Consider the following 16589-nt stretch of genomic DNA (forward strand, 5'->3'; position numbering starts at 1 on the left):
CTTACAATTTTTTAAAAAAACTATAAATTAACCCAATGAAATCTATTGTCATTGGTTCTGGATTTGGTGGTATAGCTGCAGCATTAAGATTAAGAGCCAAAAATCATAAAGTAACTTTAATAGAAAAACACCCTGACTTGGGTGGAAGAGCTAGAGTGTTTAAAAAAAATGGTTTTACTTTTGACGCTGGTCCAACAGTAATTACTGCGCCATATCTAATTGAAGAGCTTTTCACTTTATTTAATAAGAAGTCTCAAGATTACATAAAACTCACTCCCTTAAAAATTTGGTATAGATTTATTTATGAAGATGGAGGTGTATTTGATTACTCTGGTGATGAAGATCAAATGAAAAAACAAATTGAAGAAATAAACAAAGATGATGTCAAAGGATATGAACAACTTGTAAAATTTACAAAAAAAATATTTGATAAAGGCTTCACAGAACTAGCTGATGTTCCATTTGATAAACCTCTTGTGATGATGAAACAATTGCCTTCTTTACTAAAACTTAAAAGCTATAAATCAGTTTATTCATTAGTTTCTTCATATATAAAAAATGAAAAATTAAGACGTATGCTAAGTATGCATCCTCTATTAGTTGGCGGAAACCCCTTTACTACAACATCAATATACGGATTAATTCTATATCTCGAAAAAAAATGGGGCATACATTACTCAATGGGTGGAACTGGGAACATAATCAGTGGCTTAGAAAAATTAATGATTGAACAAGAAATTGAATTAATCAAGGGACATGAGGTTACTGAGATAATTTCTGATAATGGGAAAATTAGTGGAGTAAAATTAGACAATCAAAAAGAAATACTTTCAAATAATGTAATATGTAATGCTGATCCTCCTGCTGTATATGAAAAACTTCTAAGTCTAAATAAAACAAGCCCTCTATTTAAATGGAAACAAAATCGAATGCAGTATTCTATGGGTCTATTTGTTTACTATTTTGGAACAAAAAAAACATACCCAGATGTTGAGCATCACACAATCAAATTTGGTGATAAATATAAAGAACACCTGTGTGATATTTTTGATAATAAAAAATTAAATGATGACATAAGCTATTACCTTCATAGACCATCAGCTACAGACAAATCAATGGCGCCTGAAGGAAATGATTGCTTTTATGTTCTTGTACCCGTCCCAAACAATCAATCCAAAATTGATTGGAAAATTGAAGGTGAAAAAATGAAGAATTTAGTAATAGATAAAATGGAAAAAGCATTACTACCGAATCTTAGAAAAAACATTATTGAAGATTTCTACTTAACGCCAGATTATTTTGAAAATGAATTGAATACCAAATTTGGATCAGGTTTTTCGATTCAGCCAAAATTTACTCAATCTGCATATTTTAGATTTCATAATAAATCAGAAATTTATGATGGATTATACTTTGTTGGAGCAGGAACGCACCCCGGTGCAGGGGTTCCAGGTGTACTCTCTTCAGCAAAGGTTTTAGATAAAATATTATAATGTCAAAAAACAATTATTTATCTATTTATGCCAAGTCTTTTAACTGGGCAGGTTTTTTTTTACCAAAAAATATTTATGAAAAATGCTCATCTCTTTATGATTTTTGTCGAACAATAGATAATATTGCTGATGATAAGAATGAACTAAATATTAAAAAGAAAAATTTACTAATTTTTAAGAATGATTTTATAAATAAAAATTTTGATAATTTGATAATAAAAAATATGTGGATCCTTATGGAGGAAAATAAAATTTCAATCAAGATTGTTGAAGATTTGTTTGATGGTATTGAATCTGATTTAAATGAAGTAGTTAAATTTAACAAAAAAAAAGAATTGTTAATATACTCTTATAGGGTTGCTGGTACTGTAGGCTTAATGATGGCAAAAATTTTAGGTGTACAAAATAAAAACTCCATGAAATCAGCAATAGATCTTGGTATTGCAATGCAATTAACAAATATTTCAAGAGATGTAATTGAGGATATGAATAATAATAGATTTTATATTAATCATGACTTCGAGACTATAAAGAATACATTAAGTGTGGCTGATTTGTTTTACGAAAGCTCCTTTGCCTCTATAAAAGAAATTCCTTTTAGGTTTAGGTTTGCAATACTTGTTGCTAGAAGAATTTATAGAAAAATTGGTGCTAAAATTTTACATAAAGAAAATATATATAATTATAATAGAAGTGGAAAAATCTATGTATCTAATTTAGGCAAGTTGTACCAAACATTTCTATCTATATTAGACTTGATAAAACTCATATTTATAAATGAAAAAAACCACCTTAGAAATAAAGAGCATCTTTTAATCAATGAAGAAATAGATTTAAATGAAAGAATTTGATTATATCATAATTGGAGGTGGATGTGCAGGATTGTCACTTGCGTATGAGCTAGACCTTCATAACAAACTAAAAGATGCAACTTTAGCAATTGTAGAGCCACGATTAGAATACAAAAGAGATAAGACATGGTCTTATTGGAAGACCATAGATCATAACTTTCAAGATTGTGTTCAGAAAAGTTGGAATAATTTTTCAATAAATATACCTGGAAAAACCAAATTTTTAGAGTGCAACGGATTACCTTATGAAGCTATAGATAGTGGTTTATTTTATGAAAAAATAAATGAACGATTAAAAAAAAATAAAAATATTAGCTTTTACAAAAATACTAATGAAATAGACCTAAATAGTGCTTTTATTTTTAATAGCGTTCCTCAACTGGATTCTAAAGAGGATAAGCTCTGGCAACATTTTAAAGGTATTGAGATCGAAACTAAAAAAAACGTATTTGATGATGAAATTTTTAATTTGATGGATTTTGATTGTGATCAACGTGATAGTGTTCATTTTTTTTACACATTGCCTTATACAAAAAATAAAGCTTTAATTGAAACTACATGGTTATCTAAGATAAAAAATGATTCTTTAAAAGATTATGATGAACAATTAAAAAATTATATAAGAAATCATCTTAATATTAAAGATTATAAGGTTACCTATAGCGAAGTAGGTGCAATCCCATTATTTCATCCCACAATTTCTAATGAAAGAAATAAAATGAACATTGGTACTGCTGGGGGAATGACTAGATTGAGTACTGGTTATACCTTTTTAAATATACAAGAGCACAGCAAATACATAAGAAAAAATATTCACACTATCAAAGAGAGTAAAAGATATGAAATTAATAAAAAATATAAATTTTTGGACAAAATATTTTTAAAAGTTCTTAATTACCATCCTGAAAAAATGGCAAATATATTTTTTGATATGTTTAACAATTCGCCTGAGACAATTATTAAATTTTTGTCTAATAAAAGTACTTTATTACAAGATTTATTTATAATACTTAAAATGCCTAAATGGCTTTTTATCAAAATATTTTTTAAAAATGATAAATAATCAAATTAAAAAAATTAATTTCTTTCATTCTATTATTTTTTTATTTTTTTCTACTTCACTTACTCTTATTTTTGATCAATTTAAAAGTCTGTCTATATCTCCAATTATTTGTCTATTACTAATCCTATCAATTGGAATCTCACATGGTGCATTGGATAATCAAAAAGGTAAAAGGCTGATAAAATTATATAATATTAATAATATTTATTATTTTTACTTAATTTATTTAATAATTGCTGCTACTATAATTATTATTTGGCTGCTTGCGCCAACTTTATCACTGATTATTTTTTTAGTTGTTGCTGCCTATCATTTTGGTAAAGAAGATACAGAATTTCTAATAACTAAAAAATCTAACATAGATATAATTCTTTATTTTCTGAAAGGAATATTAATTATTATTGCACCCTTAATGTTTCATTTTGTTGAAACAATCAATATTTTTAAATTATTATTAATACAAAATGAAAGTTTTTATTTATTTTTAAATTTTATAGAAAATAATTATATAATTTCTTTTATTTTTTTAATCTCCTTACTCACAAATATTTATTTTTTTTTAAAAGATTTTAAACTAGTTAACTTATTAATATTTTTTGACTTCACTTCAATTTTAATTTTAAATTACTTCTTTACACCTTTGGTCGCCTTCACATTATATTTTTGCTTTTTGCATTCTTTTAGGCACTCTCTCTCATTAATTACTGAATTAGATAAATATAATTTTAAAAATGGGCTATTAATTTTTATCAAAAAAGCTGCGCCCTTGACGATTTTGACTGCTATTTTCTATTTGTTAAGCTTATATTATCTTTCAAATCACTACCTAGTAAACGAGGCAATATATAAAGTTATATTTATTGGTTTGGCGTCCTTAACCTTTCCACATATATTGCTTGAATACTTTCTAGAAAAAAATGAAAAATAAAGAAATTAAAATATTATTATCAGCACCACGTGGCTTTTGCGCTGGTGTTGAGCGAGCTATAGAAATTGTCAAAAAAAGTATTACAAAATATGGAGCTCCAGTTTATGTGCGTCATGAAATAGTCCATAACAAACATGTTGTGGATAGTCTTAAGGCAATTGGTGCAATATTTGTAGAAGAACTTGATGAGATTAAAGATAAAAGTAGGCCTGTAATATTTTCCGCTCATGGTGTTCCAAAGTCAGTACCACAACAAGCAAATGGCTATAAAATGGAATATATAGATGCTACCTGTCCACTTGTATCCAAAGTACATAGAGAAGCAGAAAATCTTTATAAAGCTGGATACCATATAGTCCTTATAGGGCATATTAATCATCCCGAAGTTATAGGAACTATGGGGCAATTGCCTGAAGGCTCAATTGATTTAATTCAGGATGAACATGATGTTGAGACTTATGAACTAGATGACAATAAAAAAATTGCTTATGTTACCCAGACAACGCTCTCAGTTGATGACACAAAAAATATAATTAAAACCTTAAAAAAAAAGTTTCCTAAAATTAAAGAACCATTTAAAGAGGATATTTGTTATGCAACTACTAATCGTCAATCTGCTGTAAAAAATATAGCAAAAAAATGTGACATGTTTTTTGTTTTAGGAAGTAGAAATTCTTCAAATTCTGTTCGCCTAGTTGAGGTAGCTGAACAATCAGGGTGTCCTCATTCTGAACTGATACACTCCGATAGTGAAATTCCATTTGAAAAATTAGAAAATTGTAAAGTTATTGGTATTTCCTCTGGAGCTTCTGCACCAGAGATTTTAGTTGAAAACTTTATAAACGAAATTAAAAGTAAATTTAAAGTAAAAATCGAAATAGTTGAGATCATAAAAGAAAACATTGTATTTAAAGTTCCAGGAAAATTAAATTAAATGGCTGTATACACGAAGTTAATTAAAAAAGATATTTCATCATTAATTAACAATTATCAAATTAATAAAATAGAAAAATTCAAAGGTATAAAAAAAGGAATTGAAAATACAAATTATTTGTTAATAACAAAACAGAATAAATTTATTCTAACAATTTTTGAAAAACGGGTTAAAAAAAAGGATCTACCTTTTTTTATGAATTTAATGGAGAAGTTAAATCATAAAAAAATTATTTGTCCTAAACCTTTAAGAACTAAAAAAGGAACACATATAACCAATATTAAAACAAAATCAGCCTGTATTGTAACTTTTTTAGAAGGCAAAGATAAAACAATCCTTAACAATAAAAATTGTTTTGATGTGGGAAAAAATATTGCAAAATTTCATAAAGTTACTGCAAAATTAAAATTATATAGGCAAAATTCTATGTCAATACATAGACTTAATGGTTTGTTGAAAACTATAAAATTTAAATCTAATCAAATTACACCTAATCTTAAAAACACGCTCAACCTGTGTCTAAAAGATATCAAAAATAAATGGCCCAAGAATCTACCTCAAGGAATTATTCATGGGGATCTTTTTATAGATAATATTTTTTTTAATAAAAATAAATTTTCAGGTTTTATTGATTTTTATTTTTCATCTAATGACTATTTGATATATGAAATTGCAATCTGCATTAATGCTTTATGTTTCGATAAAAAAAAAATAAGTTTGTAATGAATAGTAGTAAGATTAAAAACTTAATTAATGGATATGAAAGTATAAGAACTTTGTCTAAAAAAGAAAAAGATGCACTAAATGTAATGTGTAGAGGCGCTGCGTTACGATATCTTTTAACAAGGATATATGATTATTTTAACACTCCAAAAACTGCTTTGATTAAAATAAAAGACCCTATGGAATATCTACAAAAATTAATTATTCACAATAATCTTGGTCACTATAAAGATTATTATAAGTAATGATTAAAATTTATACAGATGGATCATGTTTAAATAACCCCGGTAATGGTGGTTGGGCTGCAATTATAAACCAAAATGGTGAAGTCAAAGAAATTAGTGGGAGCGTAAAAGACACTACTAATAATAAAATGGAATTGATGGCTCCTATTATGGCTCTAAAACAAATTAAACAAAATGATCAAATTGAAATCTATACCGACTCACAATATGTAAGATTAGGAATTACTGAATGGGTGCATAAATGGATAAAAAATAATTGGCAAACTTCAAAGAAAGAACCTGTTAAGAATAAAGAACTTTGGATACAACTATACGAGCTAACAAATCAATTTGAAATAAAATGGATTTGGGTTAAAGCACATGCAGGTAATGCCCTAAATGAAGAAGTAGATTTACTCGCAAAAAAAGCTGCTGAATTAAACTAATGATAGAAAATTTTGTGCTGCTGAAATTTCACAAGCACCAGCGTCTTCCTCTTCTTGTAATTTAATAACTTTAAGATTATCAATTAACATTGTGTATCTATTAGATCTAATTCCCAATCCTCTGGCACTTTTATCTACATCTGCACCTATTGCTTTTGTAAATTCTAAGAAAGGATCTGCCATCATTATAATTTTATTTTCTACATTTTGGCTTTTCCCCCAAGAGTCCATTACAAACGGATCATTTACAGAAATACAGACGATGTGATCTATGCCTTTTTCTTTATATTTTTCATAGTTATTTACGTATCCAGGCAAGTGTTTAGCTGAACAAACGGATGTATATGCTCCTGGTAAACCAAAAAGAACAATTTTTTTATCCTTATAAAATTCATGCGTATTTTTTTTAGTAGGATTACCATCTTCCATAATAAAAAATTCTGAATTTGGTATGTTATCGTTCTCTTTTAATTTCATTGTAATTTTTCCTTAATATATTTTTGAGTTTCATTTATATTATTTGAAATTATATCATAATTTTCTTTTTCATTCATTATATATTGTAATTCATTTGGAAGACTTGACTTGATACCAATTGATTTATCAATTGCGTCTGGAAACTTACAGGGGTGTGCTGTTGCTAAAACAATATTGTTACCTTCTATGTTAATTTTTTTTAATGCACCAAAGCCTATTGCACTGTGGGGGTCTAATATAACATTATATCTATTATGAACATCTTTAATAATATTTAAAACTTCAGTTTCACTCATATTTTCTGAAAGAAAATCTTTACTAATTTTTTGTAATTTATCTTTTGGAATAATATATTTTCCCTCTTCTTTAATTTTTTTCATAACATTGCCAGTTTCAACATCATCAAAATCATTTAAATCATAAATTAATCTTTCAAAATTACTTGCAATTTGAATATCCATACTTGGCGAATTTGTTTCAATCACTGTTTCAGCTTCATATTTTCCATTTGTGATTGCTCTATGCAAAATATCATTTTGATTTGTTGCTACTATAAGTTTATTTATTGGTAGACCCATTTTTTTAGAAAGATAACCAGCATAAACATCGCCAAAATTACCAGTTGGAACTGAAAAATTAACAAGCCTGTCATCCCGTATTTGAAAATATGTATAAAAATAATAAACAGCTTGTGCAATAATTCTTGCCCAATTTATTGAATTTACACCAGACATGTTTATTGAATTAGAGAATTCTTTATCTGCAAACATTGCCTTAACTAAATTTTGACAATCATCAAAATTACCATTTATAGCAATATTAAATACATTTTTTTCTTTAACTGTAGACATTATTTTTCTCTGAACCTGTGAAACTTTATTGTGTGGGTGTAGAACAAATATATTTATATTCTCTTTACCCTTAATTGCATCTATAGCAGCAGCACCAGTATCTCCTGATGTTGCAACTATAATATTAATTTGTTTACTATTTTTACTTAGATAATATTCATAAAAATTACCAAGTAACTGCATTGCTATATCCTTAAAAGCAAGTGTTGGACCATGAAATAATTCTAAAATCTTAGCATCACCAATTTTTATCAAATCTACGACGTTATCTTTTCGAAATGAAGAATATGACTTATCTACAATTAATGACAGCTCTGCTTCTGTCATGAAATCACCAATAAATGGGAAAATTATTTTTTTTGCTAAGTCTTGATAGCTTAAATTAATTAAAGAGTTTAATTCTTCAGTAGTGTATTTTTTTATTTTTTTTGGGATAAATAGACCACCATCATCTGCTAGTCCTTTGATAAATACCTCCTCAAAACTGTACTCTTTTGAGTTATCTCTAGTGCTTATATATTTCATCTAATAATTTTTTTTTCTCAAATATAAATATATTAAAAGAATTGAAATCGCTAACGAAAACCAAGTTAATGCATATTTTTTATGATTATTTGAAATATTTGCTGTAATTGATTTTGGTTTAGGAAATTCATTATTTCCAGAAAGATAAATTACATAAGGAGAAAAATTTTTACCTGTGAATTTAAAAATATCATCTCTATCTAATGTAAACCAGTAATTTTCAGATAGATCGTTTTCAGGCTTAAATATATTGGGTTTGATTTGTTTTCTCAAAACTCCATTAATATAGTTTTCATCTATTACGTTTATAGTTTCATCTTCTTTTTTATTAAATGGTATCCAGCCTCTATTTAATAAATAGTTATTATTGCCAACTTTTAATGGGTTAATAACTTCAAAGCCCGGTTTCCCTTTTTCATTTAAGTTATAAAGATAAATTTGTTTTTCAAAATCAATTGATCCTCTAGTTTTAACTCTAAGATAATTTTTATGTTTACTGTTTGATAAATTGACAGGTATGTCTTTCAGAGATGTCTCTATTTGATTAATTAATTCTAATTTCCAATTAAGTCTAATAATTTGCCAACTCCCTAATGCTAGAAAGACAGAAATGAAGAAAAATACAAAAATAGAAAATAAAAATTTATATCTCAAGAGCTAAAAATTAACTTCCCCAAATATAAATGGCAGCAAATAAAAATAGCCACACAACATCTACAAAGTGCCAATACCAAGCAGCTGCTTCAAATCCAAAGTGATGCTCTTCAGTAAAGTGACCTTTTCTTGCTCTCATTAAACATACCGCTAAAAATATAGTACCAATGATAACGTGAAAACCATGAAAGCCTGTTGCCATATAAAATACTGAGCCATATATATTTCCTGCAAAATCAAAAGTTGCATGCTGATATTCATAAACTTGCAGTAGTGAAAAAGAAAAACCAAGTATCACTGTTAGAACTAGTCCTTGAATAAAGCTTTTTCTATCACCTTCTAGCAATGCGTGGTGTGACCATGTTACTGTCGTTCCTGATAATAATAAAATTAATGTATTGATTAGTGGGATATCCCATGGATCAAAAGTTACAATATCTTTGGGTGGCCATATTCCTCCTATTGCTAAAGATGGAAATAAACTTGCATCAAAATAAGCCCAAAACCATGCAACAAAGAACATAACTTCTGAAGCAATGAACAATGTCATTCCATATCTGTGGTGAATTTGTACTACTGGTGTGTGATGACCTTGGTGCTCTGCTTCGATAACAACATCTCTAAACCACATGTATGTTCCATATAATAGTAGTGCTAATCCCAAATACATTCCCCAAGAAACTTCGCTATGTAGATAATAAACTGAACCTATTGCTAAAATTAAGCATGAAAACGAAACGTAGATAGGCCATGGACTTGGGTCTACTAAATGATAGTCATGTTTTTTTTCTGCGGACATTTTTATAATTTTGATTGGTTATAGTAATCTGATGAAAAAAAAGTATAGGACATAGTTACATCTTTAATATTTTTAGTATTGGGATCATTTACCATTTCTGGATCCAAATAAAAAGTCATAATATAAGTGGCCTTTTCGCCTGCTTTTAAGGCCTGTTTTTCAAAACAAAAACATCCCAATTTGCTATAATATTTACCAAATGATGATGGAGAAACATTGAAAGATGCAACTCCATAAGTCGTTTCATTGCCATAGTTTTCAACTTCAAATTCGATTCGGTTCACTTGACCAATTTTAACATCCATAACATTTGTTTTTGCTTTAAAATTCCAAGGAAGTTTATTTACATTTGTATCAAAACGAACGCTAACTTTTTGGTTTAAAATTATATCTGGCGCTTCTCTTGATATTTGTGTTGTTCCACCAAACCCAGTTACTCTACAAAATAAATCATACAAGGGTACTGCAGCAAATGAGAGTCCTAACATTAAAAAAAATATTCCAGCTAAAAGAATTGGAGTTAAGGTTTTATTTTTCACTATATTGATCTATCAAAAACACCCGTATTATAAAGTGTAAAAAAAAACAGAAATATCATAAATCCTATTATTGCTACTGCTGTTAAAATATTTTTTCGCTTAGTTTTTTTGTCTGGTATCATCATAATATCTTATCTATCAAAAAAATAACGAATATCAAAAACAAATATAAAATTGAATATCCAAATATTGTTTTTGCTTTCTTGGGGTTAAATTTATTTTTTTTAAACTTATAAAGCTCAAAACATAAAATGTTATAATACAATGTAAGCATTAGGGCTGGTACTAGAAATACTAATCCAACAAAATCTATTGCGTAGGGTAAAATAACCATTGGCAACATTAATAATGAATAAACTAAAATATTTATTTTAGTGCTCTCTATCCCATTAGTTAATGGAAGCATTGGAATTTTTGCCTTTTTATAATCATCTGATTTATAAAGACTTAACGCCCAAAAATGCGATGGTGTCCAAAAAAATATAATCAGAAAAAAGGTTATTGGCTCAAGAGATAATGAGTTAGTTGCTATAGTCCATCCAATTACTGGCGGTAATGCTCCTGCAGCACCTCCAATGACAATGTTTTGTGGAGTTTTTCTCTTTAACCAGATTGTATAAACAAAAACATAAAATAAAATTGTAAACAGCAGTAATACTGCTGAAATTGTATTAGCAAAATAATCTAATGCGATTACTGAAAAAAATGAAAGTGATGTTCCAAAAATTAAGGCTTGGTTTTTATTAACCTTACCCATTGGAATTGGTCTCAAGCAAGTTCTTGTCATTAATGCATCAAGATCAGATTCGTACCACATATTTAGAGCACCAGCAGCTCCTGCACCAATTGATACTAAAAGAATTGCAATCATTGCATCTTTTGTAGAAACTGTAGAAGGCGCCATTAACAAACCCACAGCACACGTGAAGATTACCAAAGACATTACCCTTGGTTTCATTAGCTTGAATAATTCAGAAAAATTAAACACATTCACTTGGTTTAAATTTCTATTTTTTAATTTAGAGTTAATCATCAATATTTAATATAGAAAAAGCTGTAACTTTATTAACTAGATACTTTTTCAGCACCCTCTGGATCTTCAAATTTTGGTAATTCCTCAAAAGTATGAAAATTTGGTGGTGATGGTACAGTCCATTCTAGAGTTGTAGCTCCTTCTCCCCAAGGGTTCTGAGCTGCAGCTTTTTTCTTAGAAAAAGAATAAATTAAGTTAGCAAAAAATACTAGTAAGCCAGCAACCGCTATGTATGAGCCGATTGACGAAACATAATTCCATCCAGCAAATGCATCAGGGTAATCAGCATATCTTCTTGGCATTCCAGCTAAACCTAAAAAATGTTGAGGGAAAAATACTAAGTTCACTCCAATGAATGTTAACCAAAAATGTAATTGTCCCATCCATTCTGAATACTCATACCCAGACATTTTACCAAACCAATAATAAAATCCTGCAAAGATTGCAAATACTGCACCTAAAGATAATACATAATGAAAGTGAGCAACTACATAATAAGTATCATGCATTGCAGTATCAACACCTGCATTTGCAAGAACAACACCTGTTACACCACCTACTGTAAATAAAAATATAAAACCTAATGCCCACATCATGGGAGTTTTAAATGAAATTGATCCACCCCACATTGTTGCAATCCATGAAAATATTTTAATCCCTGTTGGGACCGCAATAATCATTGTTGCAGCTAAAAAATATGCTTTAGTGTCTGTACTTAAACCTACCGTATACATGTGGTGAGCCCAAACAACAAACCCAACAACCCCAATTGAAACCATCGCATAAGCCATTCCTAAATATCCAAATACAGGTTTCTTAGAAAATGTTGAAACGATATGACTGATCATTCCAAAGCCAGGTAAAATTAAAATATAAACTTCAGGGTGACCAAAGAACCAAAATAAGTGTTGGTATAAAACTGGATCTCCTCCAGTTTGAGCATCAAAAAATGCTGTTCCAAAATTTCTATCTGTTAAAAGCATTGTGATAGCACCAGCTAAAACAGGTAGTGATAGTAATAATAAAAATGCTGTAACTAAAACAGACCAAGCAAATAAAGGCATTTTATGCAAAGTCATGCCTGGCGTTCTCATATTTAAAATTGTTGTAATAAAGTTAACTGCTCCTAAAATTGAAGAAGCTCCAGCTAAGTGTAAGCTTAAAATAGCAAAATCCATAGCAGGTCCTGGTTGCCCAGCTTTTGACGATAAAGGTGGATATAAAGTCCATCCTCCACCAACACCTTGCTGACCTGGAGGGCCATCTACAAATATTGAAAGTAATAGTAAAATAAATGAAGCTGGTAATAACCAAAATGAAATATTATTCATTCTTGGAAAAGCCATATCAGGTGCACCGATCATAATTGGGACAAACCAATTACCAAATCCACCAATCATTGCAGGCATTACCATAAAGAAAATCATTATTAATCCATGGCCTGTAACCAACACATTATATAAGTGATAGTTGCCACCTAAAATTCCATCACCAGGATGCATCAATTCAATTCTCATTAATACTGAAAAAGCTGTACCAATAATTCCTGCAACAATTGCAAAAATTAAATACATTGTACCAATGTCTTTGTGGTTAGTTGAGTAAGCCCAACGTTTCCAACCTGTTGGTGTGTGATGATCGTCGTGTGATGCTGTTTTTGTGTACATTTTTATTTACTCGCTAGTTTTTTATATTCATTTACTGCAATTGGCTCTTTTGCAAATTTCATTTTAGCCTCTGCTAACCATATTGCATATTCTTCATCTGTCACAACTTTTACTGTGATAGGCATAAAAGCATGCTCAATTCCACAAAGTTCAGAACATTGACCATAGTACGTTCCAACTTTTTCAGCTTTAAACCAAGTTTCGTTTATTCTTCCAGGAACTGCGTCTCTCTTAACTCCAAATGATGGTAATGCCCAAGCATGCAAAACATCGTTGGCTGTAATTAAAACTTTAACCACTTTATTAACTGGAACAATAACTTCATTATCAACAGTTAATAATCTAGGTTGGTTTTCTTTTAATTCAGCTTCTTTAATCATATACGATTCAAAAATAATATTTTCATCAGGATACTCGTAGCCCCAGTACCACTGGTAACCAACAGCTTTAATTGTTAGGTCAGCTTTTGGAATAGTATCTTGTTTATACAAAATTTTAAAAGATGGAACTGCCATCACTATCAAAATTAAACATGGAATCAGTGTCCACAAAACCTCTACAGCAACATTGTGAGTAGTTTTTGATGGGTTAGGATTTTTTGATGCTCTAAATCTTATACAAACATAAATCATAAGAAATAAAACAAAAACACTAATAGCAATAATTACAGGAAGGAGAATGTTGTTATGAAAACTAACAATCTCAGTCATACTTTGAGAGGCAGAATCTTGAAAGCCTAGCTGCCAGTTTTTAGGCTGATCCGCCCAGGCGCTAGTTATTAACATTGTAGTTATAATTGTTATTAAAAATTTTTTCATTTGTTACACACTATATAAAGTGTCTTTTAAAAAATTACACTTTAGTTTTCGCGACAAAATATCAATTAATTAGGTAATTAACAATTGATAAGGCTGAAATTACAGCAGTTTCTGATCTAAGTATATTTTCGTTTATTTTAATTGGCTGAACCCCTTTAAAGGCAAGAATCTCCCCCCTTTCTTCTTCAGAAAAATCTCCCTCTGGACCAATAATTACACAAGTTGGATTATGAGCTAATTTATTAAAATCTAATTTTTTATTTTCAGAATTTAAATCTGTGAATATTAAGTCCATCTTTTCATGATTTAAAAAACTTTTTAATGATTGGGGATCTTCAATAAGCGGAACATTAATACGATTAGATTGCTCAGCAGCTTCTATGATTACTTTTTCTAATCTTTCTTTATTTATTTTTCTAACAATTGTTCTATCAAATATTATTGGTAAAAATTTTGTAACACCAAGCTCTGTTGCTTTTTGAATCATAAAATTAAAATAATTTGATTTAATGGGTGAAAAAGCTAACCACAAATCTTTTACATTTTCTTTTTGTCTTAATTGTTTTGTAATATTAAATTCAACTATACTTTTTGAAATAGTTAAAATTTTTGCTTCCCACTCTCCACTGTTATTAAATAAAGAAAAAACCTTGCCCACTTTGATTCTCATTACTTTATTCACATAGTGAGATTGAGATTTATCAAGCTTAGCAGTTAAATTAAGTGATAAACTTTCTTTAAAAAATAATCTAATATTACTCATTAATGTTAAGTTAATTTATGAAAAATATTAAAGCAATAATTTTTGATGCATATGGCACTTTATTTGATGTCAATTCAGCAGCAGAAAAATGTAAAGATAAAATTGGTGATAAATGGGAAGGCTTTGCTAATTATTGGCGAACTACTCAATTAGAATACACTTGGCTTAGAAGTCTAATGAATAGACATAAAGACTTTTGGCAGGTGACAGAAGATAGTTTGGATAAATCTATGAAGGCTTACGAAATAGATTTATCAATGAAAAATGAATTATTAAATCTTTATAAGGTGCTCTCACCTTTTCCTGAAGTACCTGAAATTTTAAAAAGATTAAAAGAAAAAAATTATAAATTAGGTATTCTTTCAAATGGAACACCCTCTCTTCTTAACGAATTAGTTAAGAGTAATAATTTAGATAATATATTTGATGATATTTTTTCAATTGAAGAAGTTGGAATTTATAAACCAGACTCAAAAGTTTATGACATGCCAATTAAAAAATACAAAATACAAAAAGAAGAAGTCGCATTTTTAAGTGCTAATACTTGGGATGTTTCTGGTGGTGGAAATTATGGTTACAGTTCTATTTGGGTAAACAGAAATAATAATATTTTTGATAATCTTGATTATAAACCTAAAGATGAGGTTAAAAATTTAAAACAATTGCTTGATATTATCTAATTCTATTTTCTTCAAAATTCTTATTTAGTTTTACTGAAATAGTTCGAGTATTTCTTTTATTCCACTCTGAAAAGGATCTTAAGATAGGCATAACTGAAAGCCCAAATTCTGTAAGTGAATACTCAACTTTTGGGGGCATTATTCGAATTACTTTTCTATTAATTATTCCATCTCCTTCTAGTTCCTTAAGCTGCTTGGATAACATTTGTTGTGTAATGGTTTTTAATCCTTTTTTGAGCTCACCAAATCTAATTTTTTTACTTTGCAGCAAACTAAACAAAATTCTAATTTTCCATTTACCTCCAAGAAAGTAAACGGCTCTTTCAGCTGGACAATCTATTAAATTTTTCATGGTATGTTTTTGTATACTAGTATGTTTACTTTGCGTTATTGCTTTATTAATACCAAAGCACTAAATAGAAGTCAAATAAATTGAAAGGATCAATATGACTAAAGGACAAAACGCAGGTAACGGACCAATTGCAGTAGATGTAGAGAAAGATAAATCTTACTACTGGTGTTCATGTGGAAAGAGTTCAAAGCAACCATTTTGTGATGGATCTCATCAAGGTTCAGAATTCACTCCTCTAGCTTACAAAGCAGAAGAAACAAAAAAAGTATTTTTTTGTGCTTGTAAACAAACTAACAACCAGCCTCTTTGCGATGGTTCACACAGCAAGTAATGATTAAAGCAAGTAAAAGAACTAAAAATATGAACAATATCTTAGATCTGACTGGTAGAATACTTATCTCTCTAATTTTTTTGTTAAGTGGAATTAATAAAATTGGAAACTATGAAGGAACAGTTGGTTGGATGGAATCCATGGGCATGCCAGGTATTTTTTTAGTACCAGCAATAATACTTGAGATAGGTGCGCCAATATTAATTATGATTGGATATAAAGTAAAAGTCTCAGCAGCTTTATTAAGTATATTTTGTATTGCTACTGCAGTTATTTTTCATAATAATCTTTCTGATCAAATGCACTTTATATCTTTTATGAAAAATATTGCTCTTGCAGGAGGTTTTTTATTCTTAGTTGTTAATGAAACAAAAGATTTTAGCCTAGATAAAAAATTAAATAATCGTTAATTAACTAAATATATAAGTGTCTTGATGC

General features: G+C 28.9%; 19 protein-coding genes and 1 pseudogene. 10 read left to right on the plus strand and 10 right to left on the minus strand.

What is annotated here, in order from left to right; all coding sequences use genetic code 11:
* Positions 1–35: 35 nt before the first annotated feature.
* From crtI to rnhA, 7 genes and pseudogenes are all read left to right on the plus strand, one after another.
* Positions 36–1493, plus strand: coding sequence for a phytoene desaturase family protein (gene crtI, locus AC5SLY_RS05450; protein ID WP_494598683.1), 1458 nt, complete (start codon positions 36–38; stop codon positions 1491–1493).
* Positions 1493–2344 (plus strand): phytoene/squalene synthase family protein, encoded by an 852-nt coding sequence (locus tag AC5SLY_RS05455; RefSeq protein ID WP_494598684.1) that lies wholly within the window; start codon positions 1493–1495, stop codon positions 2342–2344. The genes crtI and AC5SLY_RS05455 overlap by 1 nt, the downstream gene beginning before the upstream one ends.
* Positions 2331–3407, plus strand: a complete 1077-nt coding sequence (locus AC5SLY_RS05460; RefSeq protein ID WP_494598685.1) for a lycopene cyclase family protein — start codon at positions 2331–2333, stop codon at positions 3405–3407. Before AC5SLY_RS05455 ends, AC5SLY_RS05460 begins: the two co-directional genes overlap by 14 nt.
* On the plus strand, positions 3397–4335 hold the full coding sequence (locus tag AC5SLY_RS05465) for a Brp/Blh family beta-carotene 15,15'-dioxygenase (protein ID WP_494598686.1): 939 nt from the start codon (positions 3397–3399) through the stop codon (positions 4333–4335). Before AC5SLY_RS05460 ends, AC5SLY_RS05465 begins: the two co-directional genes overlap by 11 nt.
* Positions 4325–5269, plus strand: a complete 945-nt coding sequence (ispH, locus tag AC5SLY_RS05470) for a 4-hydroxy-3-methylbut-2-enyl diphosphate reductase (RefSeq protein ID WP_494598687.1) — start codon at positions 4325–4327, stop codon at positions 5267–5269. Before AC5SLY_RS05465 ends, ispH begins: the two co-directional genes overlap by 11 nt.
* Positions 5270–6237: pseudogene (locus AC5SLY_RS05475) on the plus strand (homoserine kinase). It begins immediately after the preceding gene.
* Complete coding sequence (gene rnhA / locus AC5SLY_RS05480) at positions 6237–6662, plus strand: ribonuclease HI (RefSeq protein ID WP_011281491.1); 426 nt, start codon at positions 6237–6239, stop codon at positions 6660–6662. The pseudogene AC5SLY_RS05475 and the gene rnhA overlap by 1 nt, the downstream one beginning before the upstream one ends.
* On the opposite strand, the gene AC5SLY_RS05485 is transcribed toward rnhA, so the two are convergent.
* The 9 genes from AC5SLY_RS05485 to AC5SLY_RS05525 form a co-directional block, all read right to left on the minus strand.
* Complete coding sequence (locus AC5SLY_RS05485; protein WP_006997781.1) at positions 6654–7139, minus strand: peroxiredoxin; 486 nt, start codon at positions 7137–7139, stop codon at positions 6654–6656. The genes rnhA and AC5SLY_RS05485 overlap by 9 nt on opposite strands.
* On the minus strand, positions 7136–8515 hold the full coding sequence (thrC, locus tag AC5SLY_RS05490) for a threonine synthase (protein ID WP_494598688.1): 1380 nt from the start codon (positions 8513–8515) through the stop codon (positions 7136–7138). Before thrC ends, AC5SLY_RS05485 begins: the two co-directional genes overlap by 4 nt.
* Positions 8516–9169, minus strand: coding sequence for an SURF1 family protein (locus AC5SLY_RS05495; protein WP_011281492.1), 654 nt, complete (start codon positions 9167–9169; stop codon positions 8516–8518).
* Between the two features lie 10 nt (positions 9170–9179).
* Positions 9180–9968, minus strand: a complete 789-nt coding sequence (locus AC5SLY_RS05500; protein ID WP_006997778.1) for a cytochrome c oxidase subunit 3 — start codon at positions 9966–9968, stop codon at positions 9180–9182.
* A 2-nt stretch (positions 9969–9970) separates the two neighbouring features.
* Positions 9971–10507, minus strand: coding sequence for a cytochrome c oxidase assembly protein (locus AC5SLY_RS05505; protein ID WP_011281494.1), 537 nt, complete (start codon positions 10505–10507; stop codon positions 9971–9973).
* A gap of 121 nt (positions 10508–10628) precedes the next feature.
* Entirely contained in the window at positions 10629–11540 is a 912-nt protein-coding gene (cyoE, locus tag AC5SLY_RS05510; protein ID WP_006997775.1) for a heme o synthase, read from the minus strand.
* A gap of 32 nt (positions 11541–11572) precedes the next feature.
* The gene (ctaD, locus tag AC5SLY_RS05515; protein ID WP_494598689.1) at positions 11573–13207 is read right to left on the minus strand and encodes a cytochrome c oxidase subunit I; all 1635 of its coding nucleotides are present in this window, start codon (positions 13205–13207) and stop codon (positions 11573–11575) included.
* Between the two features lie 2 nt (positions 13208–13209).
* A complete protein-coding gene (gene coxB, locus AC5SLY_RS05520; RefSeq protein WP_271623272.1) occupies positions 13210–14025 on the minus strand; it encodes a cytochrome c oxidase subunit II in 816 nt (271 codons plus the stop codon).
* A 61-nt stretch (positions 14026–14086) separates the two neighbouring features.
* Positions 14087–14788 carry an RsmE family RNA methyltransferase gene (locus AC5SLY_RS05525; RefSeq protein WP_494598690.1) on the minus strand — a complete coding sequence of 234 codons (702 nt, stop codon included), beginning with the start codon at positions 14786–14788 and terminating at the stop codon, positions 14087–14089.
* Positions 14789–14805: 17 nt separating this feature from the next.
* Between AC5SLY_RS05525 and AC5SLY_RS05530 the strand changes: the two genes are divergently transcribed.
* Complete coding sequence (locus AC5SLY_RS05530; protein WP_006997771.1) at positions 14806–15468, plus strand: haloacid dehalogenase type II; 663 nt, start codon at positions 14806–14808, stop codon at positions 15466–15468.
* Here the strand turns inward: AC5SLY_RS05530 and AC5SLY_RS05535 are convergent.
* On the minus strand, positions 15461–15820 hold the full coding sequence (locus AC5SLY_RS05535; RefSeq protein ID WP_006997770.1) for a winged helix-turn-helix transcriptional regulator: 360 nt from the start codon (positions 15818–15820) through the stop codon (positions 15461–15463). The genes AC5SLY_RS05530 and AC5SLY_RS05535 overlap by 8 nt on opposite strands.
* Before the next feature lie 94 nt (positions 15821–15914).
* Here AC5SLY_RS05535 and AC5SLY_RS05540 point away from each other — a divergent pair, with 94 nt between their 5' ends.
* Positions 15915–16151: a CDGSH iron-sulfur domain-containing protein gene (locus tag AC5SLY_RS05540; RefSeq protein WP_006997769.1), complete on the plus strand. Its 237-nt coding sequence runs from the start codon at positions 15915–15917 to the stop codon at positions 16149–16151.
* Positions 16151–16561: a DoxX family protein gene (locus AC5SLY_RS05545; RefSeq protein ID WP_006997768.1), complete on the plus strand. Its 411-nt coding sequence runs from the start codon at positions 16151–16153 to the stop codon at positions 16559–16561. Before AC5SLY_RS05540 ends, AC5SLY_RS05545 begins: the two co-directional genes overlap by 1 nt.
* Positions 16562–16589: the final 28 nt, after the last annotated feature.

It is taken from the genome of Candidatus Pelagibacter sp. PS_23, from assembly GCF_059417905.1.

Excerpts from the sequence above, each read along its gene's own strand:
- crtI (WP_494598683.1), top strand. The coding sequence starts at position 36 with ATGAAATCTATTGTCATTGGTTCTGGATTTGGTGGTATAGCTGCAGCA.
- AC5SLY_RS05455 (WP_494598684.1), top strand. The coding sequence starts at position 1,493 with ATGTCAAAAAACAATTATTTATCTATTTATGCCAAGTCTTTTAACTGG.
- AC5SLY_RS05460 (WP_494598685.1), top strand. The coding sequence starts at position 2,331 with ATGAAAGAATTTGATTATATCATAATTGGAGGTGGATGTGCAGGATTG.
- AC5SLY_RS05465 (WP_494598686.1), top strand. The coding sequence starts at position 3,397 with ATGATAAATAATCAAATTAAAAAAATTAATTTCTTTCATTCTATTATT.
- ispH (WP_494598687.1), top strand. The coding sequence starts at position 4,325 with ATGAAAAATAAAGAAATTAAAATATTATTATCAGCACCACGTGGCTTT.
- rnhA (WP_011281491.1), top strand. The coding sequence starts at position 6,237 with ATGATTAAAATTTATACAGATGGATCATGTTTAAATAACCCCGGTAAT.
- AC5SLY_RS05485 (WP_006997781.1), bottom strand. The coding sequence starts at position 7,139 with ATGAAATTAAAAGAGAACGATAACATACCAAATTCAGAATTTTTTATT.
- thrC (WP_494598688.1), bottom strand. The coding sequence starts at position 8,515 with ATGAAATATATAAGCACTAGAGATAACTCAAAAGAGTACAGTTTTGAG.
- AC5SLY_RS05500 (WP_006997778.1), bottom strand. The coding sequence starts at position 9,968 with ATGTCCGCAGAAAAAAAACATGACTATCATTTAGTAGACCCAAGTCCA.
- cyoE (WP_006997775.1), bottom strand. The coding sequence starts at position 11,540 with ATGATTAACTCTAAATTAAAAAATAGAAATTTAAACCAAGTGAATGTG.
- ctaD (WP_494598689.1), bottom strand. The coding sequence starts at position 13,207 with ATGTACACAAAAACAGCATCACACGACGATCATCACACACCAACAGGT.
- coxB (WP_271623272.1), bottom strand. The coding sequence starts at position 14,025 with ATGAAAAAATTTTTAATAACAATTATAACTACAATGTTAATAACTAGC.
- AC5SLY_RS05525 (WP_494598690.1), bottom strand. The coding sequence starts at position 14,788 with ATGAGTAATATTAGATTATTTTTTAAAGAAAGTTTATCACTTAATTTA.
- AC5SLY_RS05530 (WP_006997771.1), top strand. The coding sequence starts at position 14,806 with ATGAAAAATATTAAAGCAATAATTTTTGATGCATATGGCACTTTATTT.
- AC5SLY_RS05535 (WP_006997770.1), bottom strand. The coding sequence starts at position 15,820 with ATGAAAAATTTAATAGATTGTCCAGCTGAAAGAGCCGTTTACTTTCTT.
- AC5SLY_RS05540 (WP_006997769.1), top strand. The coding sequence starts at position 15,915 with ATGACTAAAGGACAAAACGCAGGTAACGGACCAATTGCAGTAGATGTA.
- AC5SLY_RS05545 (WP_006997768.1), top strand. The coding sequence starts at position 16,151 with ATGATTAAAGCAAGTAAAAGAACTAAAAATATGAACAATATCTTAGAT.